The 22879-nt window shown below is 68.4% G+C and carries 25 protein-coding genes and 1 pseudogene; 11 read left to right on the forward strand and 15 right to left on the reverse strand.

Translation table 11 applies throughout. The annotated features are described in order from the left end of the window. Positions 1 to 361: 361 nt before the first annotated feature. Genes A3ES_RS0103240 through A3ES_RS0103255 form a run of 4 tightly spaced genes read right to left on the reverse strand, consistent with a single transcriptional unit; the run spans position 362 to position 2982 of the window. Positions 362 to 790: an arsenate reductase ArsC gene (locus A3ES_RS0103240; protein WP_020385338.1), complete on the reverse strand. Its 429-nt coding sequence runs from the start codon at positions 788 to 790 to the stop codon at positions 362 to 364. Between the two features lie 28 nt (positions 791 to 818). After that, positions 819 to 1898, reverse strand: coding sequence for an ACR3 family arsenite efflux transporter (arsB, locus tag A3ES_RS0103245; RefSeq protein ID WP_020385339.1), 1080 nt, complete (start codon positions 1896 to 1898; stop codon positions 819 to 821). Further along, positions 1895 to 2557 (reverse strand): arsenate reductase/protein-tyrosine-phosphatase family protein, encoded by a 663-nt coding sequence (locus A3ES_RS0103250; RefSeq protein WP_020385340.1) that lies wholly within the window; start codon positions 2555 to 2557, stop codon positions 1895 to 1897. The genes arsB and A3ES_RS0103250 overlap by 4 nt, the downstream gene beginning before the upstream one ends. A gap of 59 nt (positions 2558 to 2616) precedes the next feature. Next, positions 2617 to 2982 carry an ArsR/SmtB family transcription factor gene (locus tag A3ES_RS0103255; protein WP_020385341.1) on the reverse strand — a complete coding sequence of 122 codons (366 nt, stop codon included), beginning with the start codon at positions 2980 to 2982 and terminating at the stop codon, positions 2617 to 2619. Positions 2983 to 3094: 112 nt separating this feature from the next. On the opposite strand from A3ES_RS0103255, the gene A3ES_RS53765 reads away from it, so the two are divergent. The 6 genes from A3ES_RS53765 (at position 3095) to A3ES_RS0103275 (ending at position 7340) form a co-directional block, all read left to right on the forward strand. Then, entirely contained in the window at positions 3095 to 3241 is a 147-nt protein-coding gene (locus tag A3ES_RS53765) for a hypothetical protein (RefSeq protein WP_157630312.1), read from the forward strand. 24 nt (positions 3242 to 3265) lie between these two features. Continuing rightward, on the forward strand, positions 3266 to 3493 hold the full coding sequence (locus tag A3ES_RS52315; RefSeq protein ID WP_085955532.1) for a hypothetical protein: 228 nt from the start codon (positions 3266 to 3268) through the stop codon (positions 3491 to 3493). Further along, entirely contained in the window at positions 3490 to 4182 is a 693-nt protein-coding gene (locus tag A3ES_RS55395; protein WP_202806428.1) for a hypothetical protein, read from the forward strand. The genes A3ES_RS52315 and A3ES_RS55395 overlap by 4 nt, the downstream gene beginning before the upstream one ends. After that, entirely contained in the window at positions 4148 to 4702 is a 555-nt protein-coding gene (locus A3ES_RS55400) for a M28 family metallopeptidase (protein WP_202806429.1), read from the forward strand. The genes A3ES_RS55395 and A3ES_RS55400 overlap by 35 nt, the downstream gene beginning before the upstream one ends. Next, positions 4699 to 6108, forward strand: a complete 1410-nt coding sequence (locus tag A3ES_RS0103270; RefSeq protein ID WP_020385345.1) for an FAD-dependent oxidoreductase — start codon at positions 4699 to 4701, stop codon at positions 6106 to 6108. Before A3ES_RS55400 ends, A3ES_RS0103270 begins: the two co-directional genes overlap by 4 nt. Before the next feature lie 62 nt (positions 6109 to 6170). After that, the gene (locus A3ES_RS0103275; protein WP_020385346.1) at positions 6171 to 7340 is read left to right on the forward strand and encodes an MFS transporter; all 1170 of its coding nucleotides are present in this window, start codon (positions 6171 to 6173) and stop codon (positions 7338 to 7340) included. On the opposite strand, the gene A3ES_RS0103280 is transcribed toward A3ES_RS0103275, so the two are convergent. Further along, positions 7337 to 8398, reverse strand: a complete 1062-nt coding sequence (locus A3ES_RS0103280) for a flavin-containing monooxygenase (RefSeq protein ID WP_040453893.1) — start codon at positions 8396 to 8398, stop codon at positions 7337 to 7339. The two genes, A3ES_RS0103275 and A3ES_RS0103280, sit on opposite strands and share 4 nt — an antisense overlap. 79 nt (positions 8399 to 8477) lie before the next feature. On the opposite strand from A3ES_RS0103280, the gene A3ES_RS0103285 reads away from it, so the two are divergent. Continuing rightward, positions 8478 to 8813 (forward strand): ArsR/SmtB family transcription factor, encoded by a 336-nt coding sequence (locus tag A3ES_RS0103285; RefSeq protein ID WP_020385348.1) that lies wholly within the window; start codon positions 8478 to 8480, stop codon positions 8811 to 8813. 212 nt (positions 8814 to 9025) lie between these two features. Here the strand turns inward: A3ES_RS0103285 and A3ES_RS0103290 are convergent, their stop codons facing one another. After that, on the reverse strand, positions 9026 to 9388 hold the full coding sequence (locus A3ES_RS0103290; RefSeq protein ID WP_020385349.1) for an ArsR/SmtB family transcription factor: 363 nt from the start codon (positions 9386 to 9388) through the stop codon (positions 9026 to 9028). A 65-nt stretch (positions 9389 to 9453) separates the two neighbouring features. Between A3ES_RS0103290 and A3ES_RS0103295 the strand changes: the two genes are divergently transcribed. Then, on the forward strand, positions 9454 to 11460 hold the full coding sequence (locus A3ES_RS0103295; RefSeq protein ID WP_272944592.1) for a heavy metal translocating P-type ATPase: 2007 nt from the start codon (positions 9454 to 9456) through the stop codon (positions 11458 to 11460). Between the two features lie 128 nt (positions 11461 to 11588). Here A3ES_RS0103295 and A3ES_RS0103300 read toward each other — a convergent pair whose 3' ends face one another. The 7 genes from A3ES_RS0103300 to A3ES_RS0103330 form a co-directional block, all read right to left on the reverse strand. After that, the gene (locus A3ES_RS0103300; protein ID WP_020385351.1) at positions 11589 to 12374 is read right to left on the reverse strand and encodes an alpha/beta fold hydrolase; all 786 of its coding nucleotides are present in this window, start codon (positions 12372 to 12374) and stop codon (positions 11589 to 11591) included. Between the two features lie 80 nt (positions 12375 to 12454). After that, complete coding sequence (locus A3ES_RS0103305; RefSeq protein WP_020385352.1) at positions 12455 to 12727, reverse strand: heavy-metal-associated domain-containing protein; 273 nt, start codon at positions 12725 to 12727, stop codon at positions 12455 to 12457. A 32-nt stretch (positions 12728 to 12759) separates the two neighbouring features. Continuing rightward, positions 12760 to 14910, reverse strand: a complete 2151-nt coding sequence (locus tag A3ES_RS0103310) for a heavy metal translocating P-type ATPase (RefSeq protein WP_020385353.1) — start codon at positions 14908 to 14910, stop codon at positions 12760 to 12762. A 95-nt stretch (positions 14911 to 15005) separates the two neighbouring features. Further along, positions 15006 to 16067, reverse strand: a complete 1062-nt coding sequence (locus tag A3ES_RS46110) for a hypothetical protein (RefSeq protein WP_020385354.1) — start codon at positions 16065 to 16067, stop codon at positions 15006 to 15008. 333 nt (positions 16068 to 16400) lie between these two features. Further along, positions 16401 to 17348 (reverse strand): M56 family metallopeptidase, encoded by a 948-nt coding sequence (locus tag A3ES_RS46115; protein WP_020385355.1) that lies wholly within the window; start codon positions 17346 to 17348, stop codon positions 16401 to 16403. Next, positions 17345 to 17725, reverse strand: coding sequence for a BlaI/MecI/CopY family transcriptional regulator (locus tag A3ES_RS0103325; RefSeq protein WP_020385356.1), 381 nt, complete (start codon positions 17723 to 17725; stop codon positions 17345 to 17347). The genes A3ES_RS46115 and A3ES_RS0103325 overlap by 4 nt, the downstream gene beginning before the upstream one ends. Before the next feature lie 54 nt (positions 17726 to 17779). Continuing rightward, entirely contained in the window at positions 17780 to 18688 is a 909-nt protein-coding gene (locus tag A3ES_RS0103330) for a WD40/YVTN/BNR-like repeat-containing protein (RefSeq protein ID WP_020385357.1), read from the reverse strand. 218 nt (positions 18689 to 18906) lie between these two features. Here A3ES_RS0103330 and A3ES_RS46120 point away from each other — a divergent pair, with 218 nt between their 5' ends. From A3ES_RS46120 to A3ES_RS0103350, 3 genes are all read left to right on the forward strand, one after another. Beyond that, complete coding sequence (locus A3ES_RS46120) at positions 18907 to 19515, forward strand: TlpA family protein disulfide reductase (RefSeq protein WP_020385358.1); 609 nt, start codon at positions 18907 to 18909, stop codon at positions 19513 to 19515. Positions 19516 to 19617: 102 nt separating this feature from the next. Further along, entirely contained in the window at positions 19618 to 20523 is a 906-nt protein-coding gene (locus A3ES_RS0103340; protein WP_020385359.1) for a M23 family metallopeptidase, read from the forward strand. Positions 20524 to 20832: 309 nt separating this feature from the next. Further along, the gene (locus A3ES_RS0103350) at positions 20833 to 21429 is read left to right on the forward strand and encodes a cadmium resistance transporter (RefSeq protein WP_020385361.1); all 597 of its coding nucleotides are present in this window, start codon (positions 20833 to 20835) and stop codon (positions 21427 to 21429) included. Positions 21430 to 21477: 48 nt separating this feature from the next. On the opposite strand, the pseudogene A3ES_RS56990 reads toward A3ES_RS0103350, so the two are convergent. Both A3ES_RS56990 and A3ES_RS0103355 read right to left on the reverse strand, forming a co-directional pair. Continuing rightward, positions 21478 to 21762 (reverse strand): annotated as a pseudogene (locus tag A3ES_RS56990) (MmyB family transcriptional regulator); the annotation flags it as partial. A 275-nt stretch (positions 21763 to 22037) separates the two neighbouring features. After that, positions 22038 to 22742 carry a GAF and ANTAR domain-containing protein gene (locus tag A3ES_RS0103355; RefSeq protein ID WP_040453988.1) on the reverse strand — a complete coding sequence of 235 codons (705 nt, stop codon included), beginning with the start codon at positions 22740 to 22742 and terminating at the stop codon, positions 22038 to 22040. Positions 22743 to 22879: the final 137 nt, after the last annotated feature.

A 22879-nucleotide genomic window follows, 5' to 3' on the forward strand; every position in this document is an offset into this window, starting at 1 on the left:
CCCGCCGTCCGGCGTGGCCGGGTGACACTGCTGGCTCGTGTCCATGCAGTGGCCGGTGGTCTCGCTTCCGTGATGATCGGCGAGGCCCATCGCCGGCTCGCCGTGCTGTTCCATCCCTGCCATCGTTGCCATTGGCGCCGAGGAGTCTTGGTGCGAGGGCGACCAGCCGATACCCGCAAAGCAGGCCAAGGTCAGTAGGCAGGCCACGACCGCCCAGCGAGCCTGAGCCGATACCCCCGCCGCCGACATACCTCAAATCGTAGATCAGCCGGATGCTCGGACCTCAACTGGTCCCGGTGAGAGGCGTCCGGAGGCGACCACCGCACGGGAGACATGCCACGGGAGGCGGTTGGCGAGCCGATCAGCTCACAGCGTTTGCGTCGGTGGCCGGGACGAGTTCGGCGATAAGGGCGCGGACCCTGGAGTCGATCTCGTCACGGATCGGCCGGACGGCGTCGATGCCCTGGCCCGCTGGGTCGTCGAGTTTCCAGTCGAGGTACCGCTTGCCGGGGAAGTAGGGGCATTCGTCGCCGCAGCCCATGGTGATGACGACGTCGGAGGCTTTGACGGCGTCGTCGGTCAGTGGCTTGGGGAACTCTTGGGAGATGTCGAGGCCGAGCTCTGCCATGGCTGCGACGACCGCTGGGTTGAGTTGGTCGGCGGGCTGGGAGCCGGCTGACCGTACGACGACGCGTCCGGCGGCGTGGTGGTCGAGCAGGGCAGCGGCCATTTGGGAGCGGCCGGCGTTATGGATGCAGACGAACAAGACCTCAGGCGTTGTCTCGGACATGGCGATTTCTCCTTGCGGGGAAGGTGGATCAGTTGACGGTGTCGGGGTAGAAGCGGCGCTTGGCCCACAGGGACACGTAGACCAGGGCGACCAGGACGGGAACCTCGATCAGTGGACCGACGACGCCGGCGAGGGCTTGGCCGGAGGTGACGCCGAAGGTGCCGATGGCAACGGCGATGGCGAGCTCGAAGTTGTTGCCCGCTGCGGTGAACGCGAGGGTTGCGGTCTTCGCGTAGCCGAGGCGCAGTTGGTGGCCGAGGGCAAACGAGCCTCCGAACATGATCACGAAGTAGGCCAGCAGTGGCAATGCGATCCGTACGACGTCGAGTGGTGCGCTGGTGATCGCGTCGCCTTGCAGTGCGAACAGCATGACGATGGTGAACAGCAGTCCGTACAGGGCGACCGGCCCGACCTTGGGCAGGAACCGTGACTCGTACCAGTCGCGGCCGCGCGTCTTCTCGCCGATCGTGCGCGTCAGGTAGCCGGCCAGCAGCGGAATGCCGAGGAACACCAGCACGCTCAGCGCGATGGCGCCGATCGAGAACTCCGCACTGGTGGTCTCCAGCCCCAGCCAGCCGGGCAGGGTTTGCAGGTAGAACCAGCCGAGTCCGGCGAAGGCGATGATCTGGAAGACGGAGTTGATGGCGACCAGTACGGCGGCCGCTTCGCGGTCTCCGCAGGACAGGTCGTTCCAGATCAGCACCATGGCAATGCATCTCGCCAGCCCCACGATGATCAGGCCGGTGCGGTATTCCGGCAGATCGGGCAGCAGCAGCCAGGCGAGCGCGAACATCAGTGCCGGGCCGAGCACCCAGTTCAGCACCAGGGAGGCGATCAGGAGTTTGCGGTCGCCGGTCACGCGACTGGTTTCGGTGTAACGGACCTTGGCCAGCACCGGGTACATCATCAGCAGCAGCCCGATCGCTATCGGCAGACTCACCGAACCGACCTTCACCGCGTCGAGCGCGTCGTCCAGACCGGGGATGATCCGGCCGAGGAGCAACCCGAGCGCCATGGCGGCAATGATCCAGACCGCCAGGTAGCGGTCGAGGAAGGACAGCTTCGCGACGACGGCGCTGTCGGTGGGCGTGGTGGCAGTGTCGGTCACGCGGTGACTCCCGGCTTCTGGTCGACGAGTTCGGCGAGCAGGGTCTGGACGCGGGTGTCGATGTCGTCGCGGATCCGCCGTATCGCAGCGGGGCTCTGTCCGGCGGGGTCGTCGATTGCCCAGTCGTAGTACCGCTTTCCTGGCAGGACCGGGCATGCGTCGCCGCAGCCCATCGTGACCACGACGTCGGCGGCGCGGACGACGTCGTCGGTCAGCGGCTTGGGGTAGGCCTGGTGAAGGTCGAGACCGAGCTCAGCCAGCGCGGCGGCGACCGGCGTCTCGATGTCTGCGGCGGGGTGAGACCCTGCCGACCGGACAGTCACAGCACCGGCAGCGTGGTGCGCCAGTAGAGCGGCAGCCATCTGGGAGCGCCCCGCGTTCGCGACACACAGGAACAGCACCTGCGGGACGGGGCTGGCGATCGCGCCCTTGGCGTGGGCCAGCGCCGCGAGCCGGTCGCTGGCAAAGTGTTCGGCCAGCGCCGAAAGGTGTCGGTGGACTCTGGCGGTGCGGTAGAGCGCGACGTAGGACTCGTGGACGACCCGGTCGACAGTCTCGGGACTGAAGATGCCGGTGTACTTGTCGGCGAGCCGCTCAGCGGCCCGACCGAGCACCATGTCGGTGTCGAGCAGTGCGAGTTCCTCAGCAGATGTGGGCATGACGGTTTCTCCCAGGTGAGGGCGGCGGTGAAACGAGGCAGCAGGCGGCGCTGTTGGGCTTAGCGGGCCAGCGCGGTGGTCTCAGGTACGGACAGCAGGGTGGAGATCCACTGCTGACGCTCCGGCAGCGGCCAGTAGTAGACCCACGTGCCGCGGCGCTCGCAGTCGACGAGCCCGGCCTCACGCAGTACCCGCAGGTGGTGAGAGATCGTCGGGCCCGACACGTTGAAGTGCGGGGTGATGTCGCAGACGCAGACCTCGGCGCCGGCCGAGGCGATGATCGACATCAGGCGCAGCCGGATCGGGTCCGACAGCGCCTTGAAGACCGCCGCACCCTCGGTCGCCGTGGCCTCGTCGAGAGCCGCGACTGAGATCGGCGTACAGCAGCCACCGCTGCGGCTGGTGGAGACGTCTTGTTTCGACATGTGTCTATCTTGACTTCTGTCTAAGCAAGATGCAAGGTGGGGATCGCTGTTTAGATGAAGATCAACTTAGTGCCCGGCCGGATGACCGGCCGTAGGCACGAGAGGGGCAGTCATGGTGAAGCTCATTCGGCGGCTCAGCCGTCGCGGGAGCGTGGAGTTCTGCGAGTCGTGCAGCGAGGTCTGTACCGCTGCGTGCCGCTCGCGAGCTCACCGCGACCGGATCCGCGCCAGCCACACCTACATCCAGTTCCCCCACTGACCGCCCGACGCGAAGGACACGATCATGGCTACCGAGACCACCCCCACGCCCGTCGGCGGCTTCGCCGGTGACCCGGCGCAAGCGTTCACACCCCCTTCGGCGGGCAGCTGCTGTGGAAGTTCCCCGACCGGGCAGGCCGCTGCCGAGTCCACCGGCGGCTGCTGCGGTACCGACACCGCGGTCGCTGCCGGCTCGTGCTGCGGATCCGAGCCGGCCACGGACAAGACGGCCTCTGGCGGGTGCTGCGGATGAGCACCGCGTCGCCCAGGCCGCTTGCGGCTGAGGCCGCCGCTGCCCGTGGCGGCGCTTCGGCCGAGGCCATGCTGGCCACGGTCCACGAACTCGCCTCCGACCACTACTCGGGCCGCCGGATCGGTACGCCGGGCGGCCAAGCCGCCGCGCTGTGGCTCGCCGAACAACTGCGCAGCCTGGGCGCCGCAGTCACCCTCGACAGCTTCGAGGCAAGTGGCGTGAAGGAACTGCAGGCAACGCCCACACTGACCGTCGGGCACCGGCAACTCGTCCATCGGCGCGACTTCGCTGAGCATCTCAGCTCTGCCGAAGTGACGGAACCGAGGTCAGGTCCGCTCTCGTCGGCCGACGCCGATTCGTGGCGCGGTGGCTGGATCGCTGTGACGGCGGCTGACGTGGAAACGGTGGCCAGAGCCGAGGCCGAGCAGGCCGCCGGCTTGCTGGTACGGCGCGGTGTCGACGAGGCGGGTTGGATGCCGAAGATGATCGCCGGTCCGCCGATGGGCCAGGTTGCGATCTTGTCGGTGCGCACCGAATTGCATGCCGAATTGGCCGGCAGCGCTGGTGCGATGGTGACGGCGTCAGCGCCGATGCGTACTGTCACCACGACCGGGACCAACGTGTGCGGCGTATTCGGTGAACCGCTGCCGGGCGGTGTTGCTGACGGCGCATTTCGATGGGGTGGGTGACGACCCGCTGCTGCGGCATCCTGCGGCGGGGGACAACGCCTCGGGCGTGGCTGTCGTTCTTGAAGCCGCTCGGTTGCTCTCGCCTCGCCTGTCGGGTGGCGTCGGGCTGGCGGTCGCGCTGCTCGACGGTGAAGAGGTCGGTGCCCGCGGTTCGGCGCATCACGCACCGCAGGTGGCTTCCGGCACGTACGTGATCAACGTCGACGGCGCAGCGCAGCTCGGTGCTGCTGCCGCGGTCGAGGCGGGTGGACCGGCTGAGCCTTTACTGGCTGCCGTTGACCAGGCAGGCCGTCTGACCGGTGTACCGCTGCAAGCCGGTGCGATGGCCTCGGACAACCGCCGCTACGCAGCCGTCGGCTTGCCCGCGATCGGTATCGGCATGGGAATGCCCGGTTATCAAACGACCGCCGAGACCCCCGACCGGGTCGAAGGGCGCACCCTCCTCGCCGCGACAGATCTCGTCACGGCGACCGTGAATCAACTCGTCAAAAACTCTGCACAGCTTGGAGAAACACCATGAGCGTCACAGCTTCCGACCTTCCGGTCGTGGTCATCGGTGCGGGCCCGATCGGCCTGGCCGCTGCCGCGCACCTGGCCGAACGCGGCCTCGACTTCGTCGTCCTCGAGTCCGGCCCGAGCGTCGCCGCCGCGATCGACGAATGGCGGCACGTGAAGCTGTTCAGTCCGTGGCGCTACGACATCGACAGTGCCGCCCGCCGGCTCCTCGAGCAAGCCGGTGGTTGGACCGAACCGAACCCCGGCACCCTGCCTACCGGCGGCGACCTGATCGACTCCTACCTCGCGCCGCTGGTCAAGACTCCGCAGCTGAGCGACAAGATCCGCTACAACTCGCCGGTCGAGGCGGTGACCCGGGTCGGGTTCGACCGGATCCGCACCGCAGGTCGCGAAGACGCGCCATTCCTCGTCCGCCTGGCGGACGGCTCCGAGCTGCTCGCCGCGGCCGTGGTCGACGCGGCCGGCACTTGGCGGCGCCCCAACGTGCTCGGCGGTTCGGGCATCCCGGCCCGCGGGGAGGCCGCTGCTGCGGCTCACATCTCCCGCGCGCTGCCCGACGTGCTGGGGCGTGACCGCGAGCGGTTCGCAGGCCGTCGTACGGCGGTCGTCGGGGCCGGTCACTCGGCCGCGACCACGCTGTTGGATCTCGGTGAGCTGGCCGAGCAGGTCCCGGGTACGGAGATCGTGTGGGTGGTGCGTGGTGCGGACCAGGCTCGCACGTACGGCGGTGGTGACGCCGACGAACTGCCTGCCCGCGGGGCCCTCGGCTCCCGTGTGCACGACCTCGTTCAGGCCGGCCGGGTCGAGCTCGTCAGCAGCTTCCGGATCGAGGCCATCGAACAGGCCGGTGATGGCCGCGTCGAGCTGGTCGCCGGTGAGCGGCGCGTCCTCGCGGACACAGTCGTGAACTCGACCGGGTTCCGCCCCGACCACGATGTCGTCGGCGAGCTGCGCCTGGACCTCGACCCGGTCCTCGGATCCACCCGCGCACTCGCACCACTGATCGACCCCAACCAGCATTCTTGCGGAACAGTCCCTCCGCACGGTGTCGACGAGCTCGCGCACCCCGAGCCGGGCTACTACGCCGTGGGCGCGAAGTCCTACGGCCGTGCGCCGACGTTCCTGCTGGCCACGGGCTACGAGCAGGCCCGCTCCGTGGTCGCCGGCCTGGCCGGCGACTGGGACGCGGCCCGCGACGTACAGCTCGACCTGCCAGAGACTGGCGTCTGCTCCTCCAACCTTGCCGACAGCTCGTCCAGCGACGATGCCGCCGGAGGATGCTGCGGCCCGGCACCTCAGGTAGTCGCGCTCTCCGCCCCGGCGGGCCGTGGTCTCGCTACCGGTATCGCCGGTGGCCTGCTCACCGTCATCGACACCAAGCCCGCCACCGACTCGGGCTGCTGCAGTTGATCGAACCCGCTACGGCCGTCACCTCCAGCCCGGCCAGGGCAGGGGGTGGAGGCCGTTCCGGTGTGCCACGCCGCCTGGTCGCAGCGCTGGCCGTGACGCAGACAGTCGGGTACGGCGTCCTGTACTACGCGTTCAGCGCGCTGCTCGGCCCGATGAGCCGCGACCTGGGCATCTCCACCGCGACCGCGGCCGGCGCGCTCACCACCGCCGTACTCGTCACCGGGTTGATGTCGGTACCGGTCGGGCGGTGGCTCGATGCTCGCGGCGGTCACGCGCTGATGACGACGGGTGCTTCGGTCGGCGCCGCCGCTGTCGTGGCCTGGTCGCAGGTGCAGACCGTGGCGCAGCTGTACGTCGTGTTCGCGGTCATCGGTGCCGCATCGGCGACGGTGCTGTACGAACCGGCCTTCGCCGTCGTCATCGCGGTCACCGCGCCGGCATCCCGCACCCGTGCACTCCTAGGAATCACCCTGGTCGCCGGATTTGCCAGCTCGATCTTCATCCCGCTCGCCGGTCAGTTGCTCGAGGCCACCACTTGGCGCCGCACCTTGCTGATCCTCGCCGCCGGGTACGCGGCTCTCGCGATCCCGTTGCACGCGGTCGCACTCCGCCGTACCGGCCCACGCCACCGCACTCCGGTTCCGAAGCGAACAAGAGCCTCAGCGCTGCGTGACACCGGATTCTGGTTACTCGCGGCCGGGTTCGTGTTGCACTCCGCAGCGCTCGCCACCATTGCCGTGCACCTCGTGCTCTACCTGATCAGCCTCGGCCACCCGCCTGCGGTCGCCGCAACGCTGGCCGGGCTACTCGGTCTGTTGTCGGTGACGGGCCGGATCGTGACGAGCTTGTCACTGTGTTGGTTGCCGATGGCCACCATTGCCGGGATCGTGCTCGTCGTCCAAGGCGCCGCGATTTCGCTGCTGCCGTTCACCGGCAAGCACCTGGCCGGCGCAATCGCTTGTCTGGTCCTGTTCGGGCTCGGCTTCGGCGTCGCCTCGATCGCCACCCCAGCGATCCTGCTCGACCGCTACGGCTCCCACGGCTACGCCACCACCGCAGGAACCCTGGCCACCCCCGTCATCATCGCCAAAGCCTGCGCACCGCTCGTCGGCGCCGTCCTGGCGGGCGTCGCCGGATACCGCCCCGTCATCCTCACCGTCGCCGCCGCTTGTATCGCAGCAGGCCTGTTCATCGCGGCATCTCGACGCGTACCGTCGCCGAACCGTGCCTAGCCGCGCCGCAACTGTCGCGCCAAAGCACGCATGACGAATCGGGCATCGCGATGTACCCCGCGCAACGTGTTCGACGAGAACGACCGCTGGAACTCCACCCCCAGGTAAGCCAGCCGGGGATGCGTCGTCGACATCCCGCGCCGGTGCAACGGCAATCCGTCCGCGGTCAGCGCGCCCAGATCGCGCAGGTACGGAAGGTGCGGGCGGTAGCCGGTCGCGAACAGAACCGCGTCGACCGGTTTATGCTCACCGCCGGGCCACACGACCCCGTCGGCGTCGTACGCGGTGAACATGTCACTCCGCGGCAGCTCACCGGACTCGATCGCAGCCTGGTAGATCCCGGTATCCAGCACCGGCGTACCGCTGAACAACCGCGCCAGCACTGCCGGTGGGAGCAGGTCGAGCCTCAGCCAGTCCAGCCAGAAGTGGATGTCGCGTCCGCCACGAACCTGCGGCAGGAATTGCACCGGAGCCCTGGTCGCCAGCGTCACATCCGCCACGGCCGCAAGCTCGTAGGCGACCTGAACCGCGGAGTTGCCGCCACCGACCACCACGACCCGCCTGCCTTCGTATGGCTGCGCCGATCGGTAATCCGCCACGTGCAGCGCTTCACCGCCGAACGACTCCTGACCTGGGATCACCGGCACCAGTGGGTTGCCGAACGAGCCCGACGCGGCAATCACAGCCGCCGCCTGCACGGTCTCACCACCGGCCAGGTGTACGTCGAGTCCGTCGCGGGACTGCGTGACGCCGGCAACCGTCGTACCGGTCCGAATCTCTGCATCCAGGCTCGCGCCGCACTTGTCCAGATGCTCCGCGACCTCATCGCGCACCGGATACCGATCCGGATCGCCACCAATCGGCATCCCCGGGAAGCCGCTGAAGCGAGCAGGTGAGAACAACGTCAACGAGTCGTAGTACAACGGCCACGACCCGACCGTGCGCTCACCCGCCTCCAGCACCAACGGCCGCAACCCGGCGTCCAACGCCGCCCGAGCCCCAGCTAGGCCCGACTGCCCGGCGCCCACGATCACCACTGATTCAGAGGTAAGAGACATGCAGCAAACGTACCATTATATTCTAATATGGTGGTACGTAGGTATGACGCTAGGCTGGACGCAACGGGAGGAGTGAGCGATGGCTGCACGCAGCAAAAGTGAAGCGCAGTCCTGTGCTGCGACCGAGCCAGTCGAGCTGGCTGCCGCGACTCACGACTTCCTCAAGGCGCTGGCCAGCCCCACCCGGCAACGCATCATGCTGCTGTTCGCCCGCGGCGCCGAACTTTCGGTCAATGAAGTCGCCGAGCATGCCGGCGTCAGTCAGTCGGCAGCCTCTCAGCAACTCGACCTCCTCCGCCGCGGAGGAATCGTCACCTCCCGGCGCGACGGCAAGGCTGTCCTGTATCGCGCAGACAAGCAAGGAAGTGCTGCAGCGCTAGCGGACCTCCAGGCCTATCTCCAGAGCTGCTGCTGACAGTAGTGCCCTGACATCCCGCTTGACGGGGTCAGCGAAGCAAGCCGTCCCGTCTCAGCTCAAGCCTTGAACCGCCCGGCATGCCGTGGCGCTCGGGGCCGGTTCCTCGGCCCGGGCCAGTTCTAGCGCTACCAGCGCGAGGAGATAGGGACCCAGCTTGGCCACGATCTCAGTGTTGCTCTAGGCAAGCTTCGGCCTGACGCGCGAGCGTGTCAGGCCGATTGTGCCGCTGAATCGCTGCCTGCTTCGGGTAGGTCGCGGTCGAGGTGGTCGGCGTGGAACAGTGCCTGGTCGAGCAGACCCTTCACGTGATCGTCGGCGGCCGAGTAGTACACGAAAGTGCCTTCCCGGCGGCCTTTCACCAGGCCGGCCAGGCGAAGCTTGGCCAGGTGTTGACTCACCGCGGCCGGGGCGGCGCCGGCGAGCTCGGCCAGGCACGCTACCGACGACTCGCCCTGCAGTAGCGCCCATAGCACCTTGATCCGGGTCGGGTCGGCCATTAGCCGGAACGACTCAGCGGCCAGGTGGACCTGCTCTTCGTTCGGCATCTCGAAGTTCTCGATCGACGAGTGCATCCGCCCATACTACGACCCATCCGCTTACTTGCGTATATGCATGTGTGCGCAGGTAGCATGTGCAGGTGACCCTAGACATCAGAGCCGCAGCGGTCGGCGGCGAGACCTCGGTTTCAGCTCGGACAGCGATCGGGGGCGGTTGGTGGCGCAGCGCCTGGACGCTGCCCGAGGTGCGCTGGGCGAGCGCCGCGACGGTCTTGTTCCTGGCCGGGCTGGTCGTCGACCTGGCCGGCGGACCGACGTGGGTCTACTGGTCGCTGTTCTTGGCCTGCTACGTTGCGGGCGGTTGGGAACCGGGCTGGGCCGGGCTACAGGAGCTGCGGAACAGGCGACTCGACGTCGACCTGCTGATGGTCGCGGCAGCGATCGGCGCCGCGTCGATCGGGCAAATCCTGGACGGCGGTCTGCTGATCGTGATCTTCGCGACCTCCGGCGCGTTGGAGGCGGTCGCGACCAAACGCACCGAGGATTCCGTACGTGGACTGCTCAACATCGCACCCGACACCGCCACCCGCGTCGCAACCGCAGATGCCGTCGGGGCAGTGGAAGAGACCGTCCGGGTCGCCGACCTGGCCGTCGGCGACGTCGTGCTGGTGAGGCCAGGCGAGCGGATCGGTGCCGACGGGACCGTGCTCGAGGGTGCCAGCGAGGTCGACCAGGCCACCATCACCGGCGAGCCATTGCCGGTCGACAAAGCCAGCGGCGACGAGGTGTTCGCCGGTACGCTCAACGGCACCGGCGCGCTGCGGATCCGGGTCGACCGCCCGGCCGCGGAGTCGGTGGTCGCCCGGATCGCCGGACTGGTCGAGGAAGCCGCCCGGACCAAGGCCAAGACACAGTTGTTCATCGAGAAGATCGAGCAGCGGTACTCGATCGGCATGATCACCGCGACCGTCGCCCTGTTCGTGAGCCCGCTGCTGTTCGGGCAACCGGTCACACCGACACTGCTGCGGGCAATGACGTTCATGATCGTCGCCTCACCCTGCGCCGTCGTCCTCGCAACCATGCCGCCGCTCTTGGCCGCGATCGCCACCGCCGGCCGCCACGGCGTGCTGGTGAAGTCGGCGGTGGTCATGGAGCAACTCGGCGCGACCACGCAGGTCGCGATCGACAAGACCGGGACCTTGACCCGCGGCACACCTCACCTCGCCGAGATCCGGCTCCTCGAGAACGTCCCGTTCACCCGCGACGAAGTGCTTGCGATCGCCGCCTCGGCCGAGCACCCCAGCGAGCATCCGCTCGCAGCCGCAGTCGTGTCAGCCGCCCGCGCAGCCGGACTCACCCTGACACCCGTCGAGGCGTTCATTGCGGCCGCAGGCCTCGGCGTCACCGCCACGATCGACGGCCGGCAGGTACAGATCGGCGCCCCAGTGTCACTCCTGATCGGACGGGTCGGACAGGTTCAGGCGGCCCGCTCGACGGTCGCCGAGGTGCAAGGGGCAGGAGCGACCGCGGTCGTTGTCCTGATCGACGGCAAACCGATCGCAGTCCTCGGCATCGTCGACCAGCTCCGCCCCGAAGCGGCCGCAGCCGTCGAGCAACTGACCCAGCTGACAGGCAAGTCGCCGGTGCTGCTCACCGGCGACAACGCCACGACCGCCGCTCAGATCGCCGCAGCGGCAGGCATCACGAGCATCCATGCCGAACTGATGCCCGACGGCAAGGTCACCGCAGTCCGCGAACTCCAAGCTGCCGGCGAACGCGTCATGGTCGTTGGCGACGGCATCAACGACGCGCCAGCCTTGGCCGCAGCGCACGTCGGCATCGCCCTGGGCGGTGCCGGATCCGACCTGACCCTGCAGACCGCCGACGCGGTCATCGTCCGCGACGACCTGAACGCCATCCCCGCTGTGATCGCGCTATCGCGCCGGGCACGCCGGGTCGTGACCGCGAATCTGGTCATCGCGGCAGGCTTCATCACCGTTCTGGTGATCTGGGACCTCGTCGGGCACCTGCCGCTGCCACTGGGCGTCGCCGGACACGAAGGCTCCACCGTCGTCGTCGGCCTCAATGGACTGCGGCTGCTCCGCGACGCCGCCTGGAACCAAGCGCGTGCCGCCAGTGAGCAATGACGTTCAGCTCTCGTCCCACGGCCTCACACACTTCGCTTGGCCGATGTTCGTCTGACGAGGCACCCGCCAGTCAGTAAGAACCTCGGGAAAGCTGCGGCCGCCCGAAGGGGTGAGCTGATCTGAGATGGTCAGGCGAGGAATTCGGTGATGCGCTCCGTCCATGTCGCCACGTCGGCGGCGGTGGCGGAGACGTGGAGTTCGGCGTTGGGCAGCTGGTCGCGAAGCTTATGGGCGGTGGAGACGGGGTGGAGCGGGTCGGTGTCCCACGCGAGGATCAGCGTCGGCTGGGTGATTGTTGCGACCCTGTCTTGTGCGGGGAGGTCGGATCGGCTGATGCCTGTGAAGACGCTGGCGAGTAGTTCGTCGTCGATTGCCGGTGTGAGTTCGAACTTGGGGTAGTCGTCGAAGATGGGTAGTGGGTCCGCGGCGGCCCATTGCTCTCGCCAAGCTGCGGGGCCTTGTGACTCGATCGTGGCGGCGATGTCGGAGTAGACGTGCTGGGCGAGTGGTGCGTCGTCCCAGGCGGCGGGCGGGATCATGAGCACGAGGCGCCGGAACAGGTCCGGTTGGGCGATCGTGGCGCGCAGGGCGGTGTCTGCTCCCAGGGACGATCCAGTGAAGTCGATCGGCTCGTCGATGCCGATCGCATCGACCAGTGCCAGCAGGTCTTGGCCGAAGTTGTCGAAGGTGTAGTCGGCGGCGATCGGTCGGCCGGTGGATTCGCCGTGGCCGCGGGCGTCGTAGGTGAGCAGGCGCCTGCCGTCACCCAGGGCGTCGAGGTCGAGCAGATCGAGGCGCCGCACAGCATCGCGGCTCAAGGGCACGCCGTGCGCATAGGCCAGGGGCGACCCGGTCCCGGAGTACTGGTAGGCGATCGTTGCGCCGTCGCGGTCGAAGTAGCTGTCGGTGGGCATCTCTCGTCTCCTCGCAAAGGCAGGTGATCTGGTGCGCCCCGGCCCGGCTGCGCGAGCCGGGCCGGAGCAGGTAGTGCAGTTCAGGCGTGGGCCAGTTGGTAGCCGGCGCCCTCGATGGCGGCGCGGACCTCGTCGTCGGCCGGCGGGGTGCTGCTGTGAACGGTGACCGTGCCGGCGGCGACGTCGACATCGACGGAGGTGACGCCGTCGAGCTTGCCGATGCTGGTGCTGACCCGGCCGGCGCACCCGCTGCACGTCATACCGGCGACGTGGTAGGTCGCGGCGGTCGTCGCCTCAGCGGTTGATGGTGCGGACTCGATGTTGACGGTGCCGCAGTTGCAGTCGGTGCACATGATGTTCCTTTCCTGAATCAAGTGGTCGGGGGTCAGCTGTCCGGGGTCAGGCGGACGCGGCGCAGGAGCTGGGCGTTGGCGGCGACGACGATGGTCGAGGCCGACATCAGTACGGCGCCGATGGCAGGGCTGAGCGTGATACCGGCCCAGGCCAGCACGCCGGCCGCGAGCGGGATCGCGACGACGTTGTAGCCGGCGGCCCAGGCGAGGTTCTGGATCATCTTGCGGTACGACGCCTTGGACAGCCGGATGATGCCGGTGACACCACGCGGATCGGAGGAGGCCAGCACGACGCCGGCCGATTCGATGGCGACGTCGGTGCCGGCGCCGATCGCGATACCGACGTCGGCGCGGGCCAGCGCGGGTGCGTCGTTGACGCCGTCGCCGACCATCGCCACGGTCAGGCCGCGGGCCTGCAGTTCGAGGACTGCTTTGTCCTTGTCGGCGGGCAGGACTTCGGCGAAGACCTCGTCGACGCCGTCGCGGAAACCGAGGTCGGCCGCGACGGCCCGGGCGACCGGTTCGGCATCGCCGGTAATCATGACGATCTTGCTGATACCGATCGCGCGGAGCTGCTCTACGGCCTCGCGGGCCTCCGGTCGTACTTCGTCCTCCAGCGCGATCGCGCCGGTCGCCACCGACGTGGATCCCCCGACGTGCAGGAGGTAAAGCACTGCGGCTCCCCGGCCGGACCACTCTTCGGCCCGGTCCCGCAGAACGCTCGGTACGGTGGCGTCGAGCTCGCGCAGGAGTGCGGGCCCGCCAACTGCATACGTCGTGCCGTCGATCGTGGCCTGGACGCCTCGGCCGGTGAGCGACTTGAATTCACTTGCCTTGGCACGGTCCCCGCGCTGGTCGGCGGCCGTGACGATCGCGCGGGCCAGTGGGTGCTCGCTGTCCGCCTCGACAGCACCGGCAATCCGCAGTACTGCCTGCTCGTCGATGCTGTCTCCGGCGACGCCGGTGACGACGTGTTCTCCCTTGGTCAAGGTGCCTGTCTTGTCGAACAGCACCGCGTTCACGGTGCGCATCCGCTCCAGTGCCAGCCGGTCCTTGACCAGGATGCCCGCCTTCGCGGCGACCGCGGTAGACAGTGCGATCACCAGCGGGATGGCCAGCCCGAGGGCATGGGGGCAAGCGATCACCAGAACGGTGACCGTACGCACGACGGCCTCGTTGAGAGTGCCGAAGACCGACCAGGCGATGAAGGTGATCAGGGCTGCGGCGGTGGCGATGTAGAACAGCATCGCGGCGAACCGGTCGGCCAGGACTTGGGCGCGTCCGCTGGACTGCTGTGCCTCGGAGACCAGTCGCTGGATACCCGCGAGCGCTGTGTCCTCGCCGACGGCGTCGACCCGGACCCGGATCGCGGAATCGGTCGCAACTGTCCCCGCGACCACCCGGTCGCCGGACGACTTGGCGACAGGTCGGGACTCGCCGGTGATCATCGATTCGTCAAGCTCCGCTGCGCCCTCGACGATTTCGCCATCGGCCGGCACCCGGGCACCGGACCTCACCAGAACGACATCGCCGATGCGGAGATCGGAGACCGGGACGGTCTCGACGCCGTCGTCGGTGACCCGGTCGGCGTCATCGGGCAACAGCGCGGCCAGCGCCGCCAGCGCCCCTTGGGCCTGGCCGATGGCCTTCATCTCCTGCCAGTGACCCAGCAGCATGATCGTGACGAGCGCGGCCAGCTCCCACCAGAAGTCCAGGTCGAACAAGCCGAGACTGGTGGCCAGCGACGCGACGTACGCAACGGTGATCGCCATCGAGATCAGCAGCATCATGCCCGGCGCACGGTCGCGCGCCTCGCGGACGCCGCCGACCAGGAACGGCCACCCGCCGTACAAGAACACGAACGTGCCCAGCACCGGCCCGACCCAGCTCATGGCGGGGAAGTCCAGCGAGTACCCGAACCAGTCCATCACCATGTGGCTGGTCGCCACGATCGGCAACGTCAGCAGCAGGCTGAGCCAGAACTTCCGGCGGAAGGCCTCCGGGTCGTGACCCGCGTGCTTGTCATGTCCTCCGTGACCACCATGATCGCCGTGTGTCGGCGATGCGGTGTGTCCGGATGGGTGTGGGCCGCCAGGGGCAGCCGCGGAGACATGGTCATGATGGTCGGCGTGATGCTGGCCGCCGTGTGGGTCGGTCGGCTGGGACTTGCTGGCCCGGGCCATGATGGATCCTCTCGAATGAACTCGCTCGTTGTCAGTTGCTGGCGCGGCCGGGCAGGTGCCGTGTGGCCCAGCCTGGCAGCTCGTGGAGGGTTTGGTCAGCCGGCCACCCCGGTGGATGCGTGCAGGCGAACGTCGGCTCGGGCGAGGACGGCGAGCAGGAATCCCGCGAGCATGGTGAGGACAATGACACCGGCCCACATCTCCACGCCCCATCTCAGATCACCCCCCAATGCCAGGCCGATCAGCTGGCCGCCCCACACCGCGCCGGGTACGCCGACCGCCAGTGTCGTCGCCGCGGAACGGGCTCGCAGCAGCAGTTCGAGGATCAGACTCGCGACCACCGCGGCGATTGCCGGCACGGCCCAGCGCATCTCGGACAAAGCCGCGGATGGGACAGCGACAAAAGCCACCACTAGCGCGACCGTTCCACCCGGCAGCCGCCCCCGGCTGCGGGCCAGCAGCAGCGGTACCACGATCAGCGCCGTTCCGAGCAGATAACCGGCCAGTCCGACGGTGGCCGGCAGTTCCGCTTGCAGGTGGCCCGGCGCTCCTTCGGGAATGGAAGTCAGAGGCATCGTGGCGGTGGGCTGGGTGAACACCGACAAGTAGCTCAGGAAGAACCCCGCCAGCGCCGTCACCGTGGCCAGCGATACGACCGCAGGCCAAGCGTCAGTCAATCGGCGCGGCAAGGCCCCGGAGCGCTGGAGCGTGGCACGCAGCGGGCTCGACAGCAACAAGGTGCCACCAACCAGCAGCACCAGGTGGGTGGGGCTGACCAAAGCATCAACGCCGGCCTCGATGCCGAACACCAGATGCCACAGCATGTCGGCGACACCGCCGATAGCAAACACCGCAACCCCCGCCACACCGTGCCGGTACCCGGCCGGGATCGCGTCGCGCCAGCCCCGGCCCGCCTGCTTGCGCCGCCACGTCATCCAGGCCAGCCACACCGTCAAAGCGGTGAAACCGCTGTACAAGACCCCGTGCCATGGGGTGAAGAAACCGTCCAGGCCTCCGACGTTCAAATGCGCCCAGCCGTCGGCATACACGCCGCTGATCAGCCAGACGCCCAGCAGCGCGGCGATGCCGTCCTCGGCGCCGCTGGATCGCTGCTCCGTGCTCACGGGGGCCCCGGCGCGATTGGTCTGTGCGTCCATCCCACTCACCTCCACTTAGTCAAATACCCCCTGGGGGTATCTCCATAAATATACGGCCTAGGGGTATGTGTCAAGGGGGAGGGCTGCTAGTCAGAGGACGTGCCCAGTGGAGGGCACGGCAGAGCGCTGCCCCCGGATTCTCGGTTGGAGCGGTTCATCGCAAGGCGGAGTGGCAGGAGGTCCACCGAGGTGATCCACCTCGCGATCAGCGGGTTGGCTAAGCTCCCGAGAAGCCGGCAGCGTGCCGGCCCAAGCGCATCGGGTCAGTCCTGAAGCCACCGGCGAAGCGGTGGCCGCTGTCCCTGGTTGACCGCTTCGCCGAACTTCGGAAAGTCAGGTCAGTCCGCAGTAGTCCATGCCGGCGGCGATCAGCGCGGGGACGGCGGCGATGACCGCCGGCGCGACCAGGACGCCCGCGACCAGGCCGGCGAGGGTGCTGTGCATCCCGCGGCGCAGCGGGAACTGTCTCCCGGTGAGCCGTCGAAGGCGCAGCTCAGTGGCTTCGCCGCCCAGCGCGAGCGCAGCGGCCGGTGGGGCGGCATCGGCCAGCAGGAGGATGGCGTTGGCCACGCTCGATGGACGGTGACGCCGGCAGGCCCGGTCGTCGGCTGCGAGTTCCACCAGGCGACGGACCTGGACATGACCCCAGGTGAAAACCGGGACGCCGGGAAACGCGCGCGCCAGTCCTTGCGAGATCGCGACCAGCAGGTGGTGGCGACCGGCCAAATGGGCTTGCTCGTGGGCCAGCACCGCGGCCAGTTCGGTGCGGCTGAGCAAGCCCAGTGCGGCGCTGGTCACCACGACGCGATGGCCGCGGCCGGGAAGGCAGAACGCCGACGGCGCGGGGTGCTCGAGGACGAGGATGTCGAACTCGGGGTCATGGCAGGCGACGAGTCCGAGGATCTGACGCTGGCGACGGCGCTGCCGCGCGGCACGGCGCAGGATTGTCGTGACGCCCCACCCGGCTCTGGCCGCCACAGCGACCATCACAACTAGGGCGAGTGTCGTGGTGGCTGCACCGCCGGGTGTCGCGTAAGCAGCCTGCAGGTTCGTCACGCAGACATGGAATATGTCGGCCAGATCGGTGCTGACCAGGTGCAGCCGCACCGATAGTGCCGCGGCGCCGAACAGCACCGATGACAACACCGACGCCGCCAGCGCATGCCAGGTCGCGATCGCCAGCCGCGGCGCGCGGGCCGGCCATTCCGCTGCGCGCAACAGCCATGCTCCACCGGTCGCCATCACGACCGCGTACCCGAACAGCGTCACGGCGATGATCATCGCGGCCGCCCCTTGGAGCGGCCGGGCTTTTTGTCGCCCAGCAGCGTGCGCAGTCGTGATGCCTCGTTGGCCGGCATCTGCTCGACGAACTGCAACATCGCGGCCACCGGATCCCCGCTGTCGGCCAGCGCCTCTCCCATCAGCTCGGCGGCGTACTCGGCGCGGCTGCGTGTCGGCCAGTACCGGTGTGCGCGGCCTTCGCGCTCGCGGGCGAGGAACCCTTTGCTGTGCAGGTTGTCCATCACGGTCAGGACCGTGGTGTAGGCCAGCGGGCGGGTGGCCTGCAGGTGGTCCAGGACGGTCCGCACCGTGGCCGGGGTGTCCAGGGCCCACAGGTGGTTCATCACGACTGCTTCCAGATCACCGAATCCGCGCATGGCTCATTCTCCCCTGATTCGGGTTGAAGCGCCTGCAGTACCGTGAATGAGCGGTCATGCCGGCGTCCAGGTCGCTCCGGAGTCGCCGCTGGCGTGCAGCCGGGCGAGGTCGGCGCTCAAGGTGGCGGCCAGCAGCCGGCCCTGCCCGTCGAACGCGGCGGCCACGGTACCAGCGGGCGCGCTGATCTTCTTCCATGACCGGCCGGCGTCGGTACTGGTCCTCAACCCGTCGGCGCCCACAGCAGCCATCCGGGCATGGTCACGCGGATCCCAGGCCACCGACATCGCACCGCGGGGACCTCCCAGAGACAGCCAGTTCCGGCCACCGTCGCGAGTCTCGACCACATCGCCTCCCATATCAGGTGCGATCGCGTGGTTGGAGTTGACGGGATCGACCAGGATCGTGCCCATGAATGACCGTCCGACCACGCTGCGCTGGGTGAACGTCTTGCCGGCGTCGGTCGAGACGAATAGCCCCGCCTGCGGCGAGGCGAGATAGATCGTCGACGCACTGCCACCGAGGGAGTGGACATCGGTCATGGGCAGATCGACCGGTGCGGCCGCGAAGGTGACTCCCTTATCGGTCGAGATGTACAGGCCCTCGTGGCCACCGACGAAGATCCGGCCGGCAACACTGGCCCAGGCCATCGCATCCTTGCCGTCCAACCCGCGCACGGCCGTCCATGCGCCAGCGCCGTCGCTGTAGGCCGCGCCGGCGTGTCCGCTGACGAAGCGGCGATCCCCGTCCACCATCACCGCATGCAGGTCGCCGCCCACCCGCGGCTGACCGGCCGCCACCGCCGCGGGCCCCGTAGCAGGATCGTCGCCACGGACGCGCCACAACGCGCCACCGGCCACGACCACGCCGACCGTCAGCAACACCGCCAGCAGTGGGAAGAAGCCGCGCCCGGGGCCGGTGGGCTCGATCGTGAGCGACCGCGCCGCAGAGGTCTGTTTGCCCATGACCCTTGGCTCTCCTGTCGACAGGGTGATGTCACCTACTAACAACTATCGTGCATAGTAGATGTCGTGCAGTCCCCAACCAATAGAGGTTCTTCGGTGAACAAGTTCAGTGACGGTGCCGCCGGGGCGATGGCCGAGCCGGTCATCGTGACACCGTGTGCTCGGCTGGGCCGGAACGGATGAGGGCTGGCCGCGGTCGGATCCTGGTTGTTCGGGCGGTGTTCCTGGCAGGGCTGCTGGGCCTGGGATTGTTCGCGAGCGCGGAGGCCGGCTGGTTCACCCACGGTGAACTGGATCGGCCCACCGAGATGACCGGCAGCGCGGGCGTCGACACAGGCCTCACCCGCTACGCGCCTGATCGGCCGGCTGCGCCGCGACTGAAGGGGACAACCCTGGACGGTGCGTCGTTCGACTTGGCAACCTTGCGCGGCAAGGTCGTGGTGATCAACACGTGGGGGTCGTGGTGCAGTCCGTGCCGTGCCGAGGCGGACGACCTGGCACGAGTGGCCCGGGAAACCGCGTCCGGGCCGGTCCGTTTTGTGGGGATCGACACCCGCGACAACTCTGCGGCTGCCCAAGCGTTCGTCCGGTCGTTCGACATCACGTATCCCAGCGTCGTGGACACCGACGGGCAGGTGCTGCTGGCGTTCAGAAGGGTCCTGCCGGTCAACGCGGTCCCCGCCACCTTGATCCTGGACCGCGACGGGCGGGTCGCCGCGCGGGTGATCGGCCGGGTCGACCATTCGACGCTTCGCGGTCTGGTCGACGACGTCGTCGCCGAGCAGCAGGCCTTGGCTGTGGCGCCGGCGGCTGGGGAACAGCGGTGACATTGGCTCTGGAAGCGGTCCATGACGTGGATTGCATCGAGTCGCCAGCGGTGGCATGACCCACATTTCCGTACACGCCGATTCCTAGCCGGAAGGCCTCCAGTGTTCCAGCAACGCGCTGCGCCCAAGCGCGCCGCAGGCCGTCGCGCCGACCGCAAACCAGCAGAAGGCGTCGCTCGCACTGCCAGGCACCGGCTGGCGCGCCGGACAAGACCCGGCAACGCCTCGTTGATCGGTCTGGCCGCTGCGCTTGCCGCCGCTGCGGGTACCGCCGGGCTGGGGCACCACTTGGTGGGTCCTTCGAGATCGGCCAACGCGGCCGTGGATCTGGCTGGGCTCAGCGCCGCTCGCGGCGACGATCAGCTCACGGCGCTGGTCACGGCGCGCATCAATCGCCGCCAACTGGCCACCAGGGATGGATCCCGGGGCGAACTCAGCCAGTCTTCAGGCCCCAGCGAGCAGGTCATCGCCGCGCTGGCCGCTGCCAGAGCCGCGAAGCTCGACATCGCCCGGTCGCAGATCGCCCGGCGAGCAGCTGCGCTGGCCGCAGCCAAGACCGCCGCGGCACGGGCCCACGACCAAGCAGAGAAGAAAGCTCGAGCCGCCGGTACCGCGGTAGAGATGCCGGTCTCCGGCTACCGCATCACCGCGGTCTTCGGTCAAGGCGGTAGCCGGTGGGCCCGCAATCACACCGGCACCGATTTCGCTGCACCGACCGGCACCCGGGTCGGCGCCGTCATGCAAGGCGTCGTCATCTCGGCAGGCCAGGCCGGGCCCTACGGCAACCAGATCAAGATCCGCCACGCCGACGGCACCGAAACCTGGTACAACCACCTATCCAAAATCATTGTCACTGTCGGTGAACGGGTCGACGCCGGAGAGCAGATCGGCGCTGTCGGGTCCACCGGCAACTCCACCGGACCACACCTGCACCTGGAGATCCGGCCCGGCGGTGCAGGTCCGGTCGACCCGATGCGTTGGCTGCGTGCCCACGGACTCAGCCCCTGACTCCTCCCGACATCAACCAGATTGGTGTCGACGAGCCGGATCTGGCATCCACTCGAGTTGCCTGGGAGGTGGCCCGCGGGAGAGGCCAAAGACCGGGCTTGGCTCGGCGAAGTCGCCGCGCTGGAAGACTCGCTCAAACACCTGCGGCAGCGACGCGTCGAGGCGACGCGGCAACTGCCGGCACGATCGCCGGACACAGCACGCGGATCTGCGATGCTGCCCCTGATCGACGGCCAGGACAACACTCGCTGAGGAAGGCAACCACGTGGGGGAAACGAATCCGGTCGCCTCTATAAGAGAGGGCCGGGCATGAATCTCGGCATCATCGGTCAGGCCGCCGGATTGTTCGCCGTCACCAACATCGACGACATCGTCGTCCTTGCGCTGTTCTTCGCCCAAGGCGCCGGGCACCGCGGCACGACACGCTCCATCACCATCGGCCAGTTCCTCGGGTTCATAGCCATTCTCACCGTCGCTGTCGCCGCAGCCTTCGGTGCGACGTTCCTTCCCGACCAGGCCATCCCCTACCTCGGCCTGCTGCCGCTGGCGCTCGGGATCAAGGCCGCGATCCAGGCCTGGCGGCATCGCAACGACGCCGACGACGACAACCCGGCCAAGACCAGCGCGCCCGCCGCCGCGGCCGTGGCGACCGTGACATTCGCCAACGGCGGCGACAACATCGGCGTCTACGTCCCCGTCTTCGCCACCGCGGGCATCGGCGGCATGATCGTCTACGTCGTCGTCTTCTTGATCTTGGTCGCCGTCTGGATCGCCGCCGGTCGCTACTTCGCCACCCGACCCGCGATCGCCAAGGCACTGTCGCGGTGGGGCCACATCCTGCTTCCCGTCGTCCTCATCGGCATCGGCCTGCTCATCCTCATCGAAGGCGAGGCCTTCGGTCTCTAGCAAGACGCACCCGGCCTTGTCGCGGAGCCAGCGTCGACGTCGTGCAGCACCCGACAGGGCGGTGAGTGATTTGTCGTGGCGGTTGCGGCCGGCTTCGGCGCGCAGCGCGGCGACGGAGTCGTCGGCGACGATCTCCCAGTCCAGGAAGAAGCTGGGTGCGCGCTGGTCGAGGAACAAGAACCTGGCGACGTTGAACGGGGGCCGTTCGCGGTCCAGGATCCCGTCGTACAGGGCATAGGCGGAGTTGTTGGCGGCGAGGATGCCGTTGCGGACGTAGGCCGGCGTGGCGAGCGAGTCGAGGATCCGCAGGACACCGGGGCGCACCTTGGACACTGCGGTACGGCGGGAGCCGCGGACAGGGCCGGTCGAGGCCCGGGCGAGGTCGAACAGGTGGGCTCGTTCGGCGTCGTCGAGGCGCAGGGCCCCCGCGAGGGCCTCGAGGACCTGTTCGGAGACTCCGGCGAGGTTGCCGCGCTGTGCCTGGTGAGGCGGCTCCAGGGCTGCTGGTCTGAACTCCGGAACCTAGTAACCCTGACCTCGCGCGGGATCCCGGCTCCACGTCACCGCCGGTGCCCGCCGTTGTCTTCGCCAAGCACAACAAAGCGTGGTCAGCGTGGTGAGCGCGGCAGCTTGCGGGTCTCGATCAGCTGGACGGCGACGTCACGCAGTTTGGTGTTGGTGTCTTGGGAGTAGCGGCGCAGGATCGCGAAGGCGCGGTCGCCGTCGACGTCGTAGCGCTCCATCAGGATCCCCATGGCCTGGCCGACGAGTTTCCGGGCGTCCACGGCGGCCGCCATGTGTTCTTCGTGCCGGGCGGGTGCCACCGCGATGGAGGCGTGCCGGGCGAGGATGTGGGCGATGGCTTCTTCGTCCGGGCCAAACGCATCAGGGTGGATCGAGTACAGGCCCAGGACGCCGACTGATCCGGCTGAGGTGTTGAGCGGTACGTCGAGGACGCTGCGAACCTCCAGTTCGCGGACGGCGGCGGCCCACTTGGGCCAGCGGTCGTCGGTGGTGGTGTCGCGCACCAGCACGATGGAGCGGTGGCGCATGGACTCGGTGAGGGGTCCGGTCGCGCCGTTGGCCTGGAGTTGGTAGATCTCGGCAACGACGGGGTCGGTGACGGCCGGGATCTCCAGCTGGCCGCCCCTGAGCTTCAGCGCGACGCCGGCGTGGGAGCAGCCGAGGGCTTGCAGAGCGAAGTCGACGACGGTCTGGACAGTTTCTTCGAGGCCTGTGGAGTCGTGGAGGTCTACCGCGAGGCGGGCGAACGACTCGGGGGCATCGCCGCCGGACAGGTCAAGTGTGGGCATCCCGGGCTCCTCGGGGGTTGTGAACCCGGGCACCAGGGATTGGCCGTCGTGATCCATGCCGCAATCGTCTCCCAGCACCCCTGCGGACCGCATCCGTGCGCGGCGGTGAGAAGTGCGCTGTCTCACAGTGAGTAATG

Source organism: Kribbella catacumbae DSM 19601 (genome assembly GCF_000372465.1).
GTDB lineage: Bacteria > Actinomycetota > Actinomycetes > Propionibacteriales > Kribbellaceae > Kribbella > Kribbella catacumbae.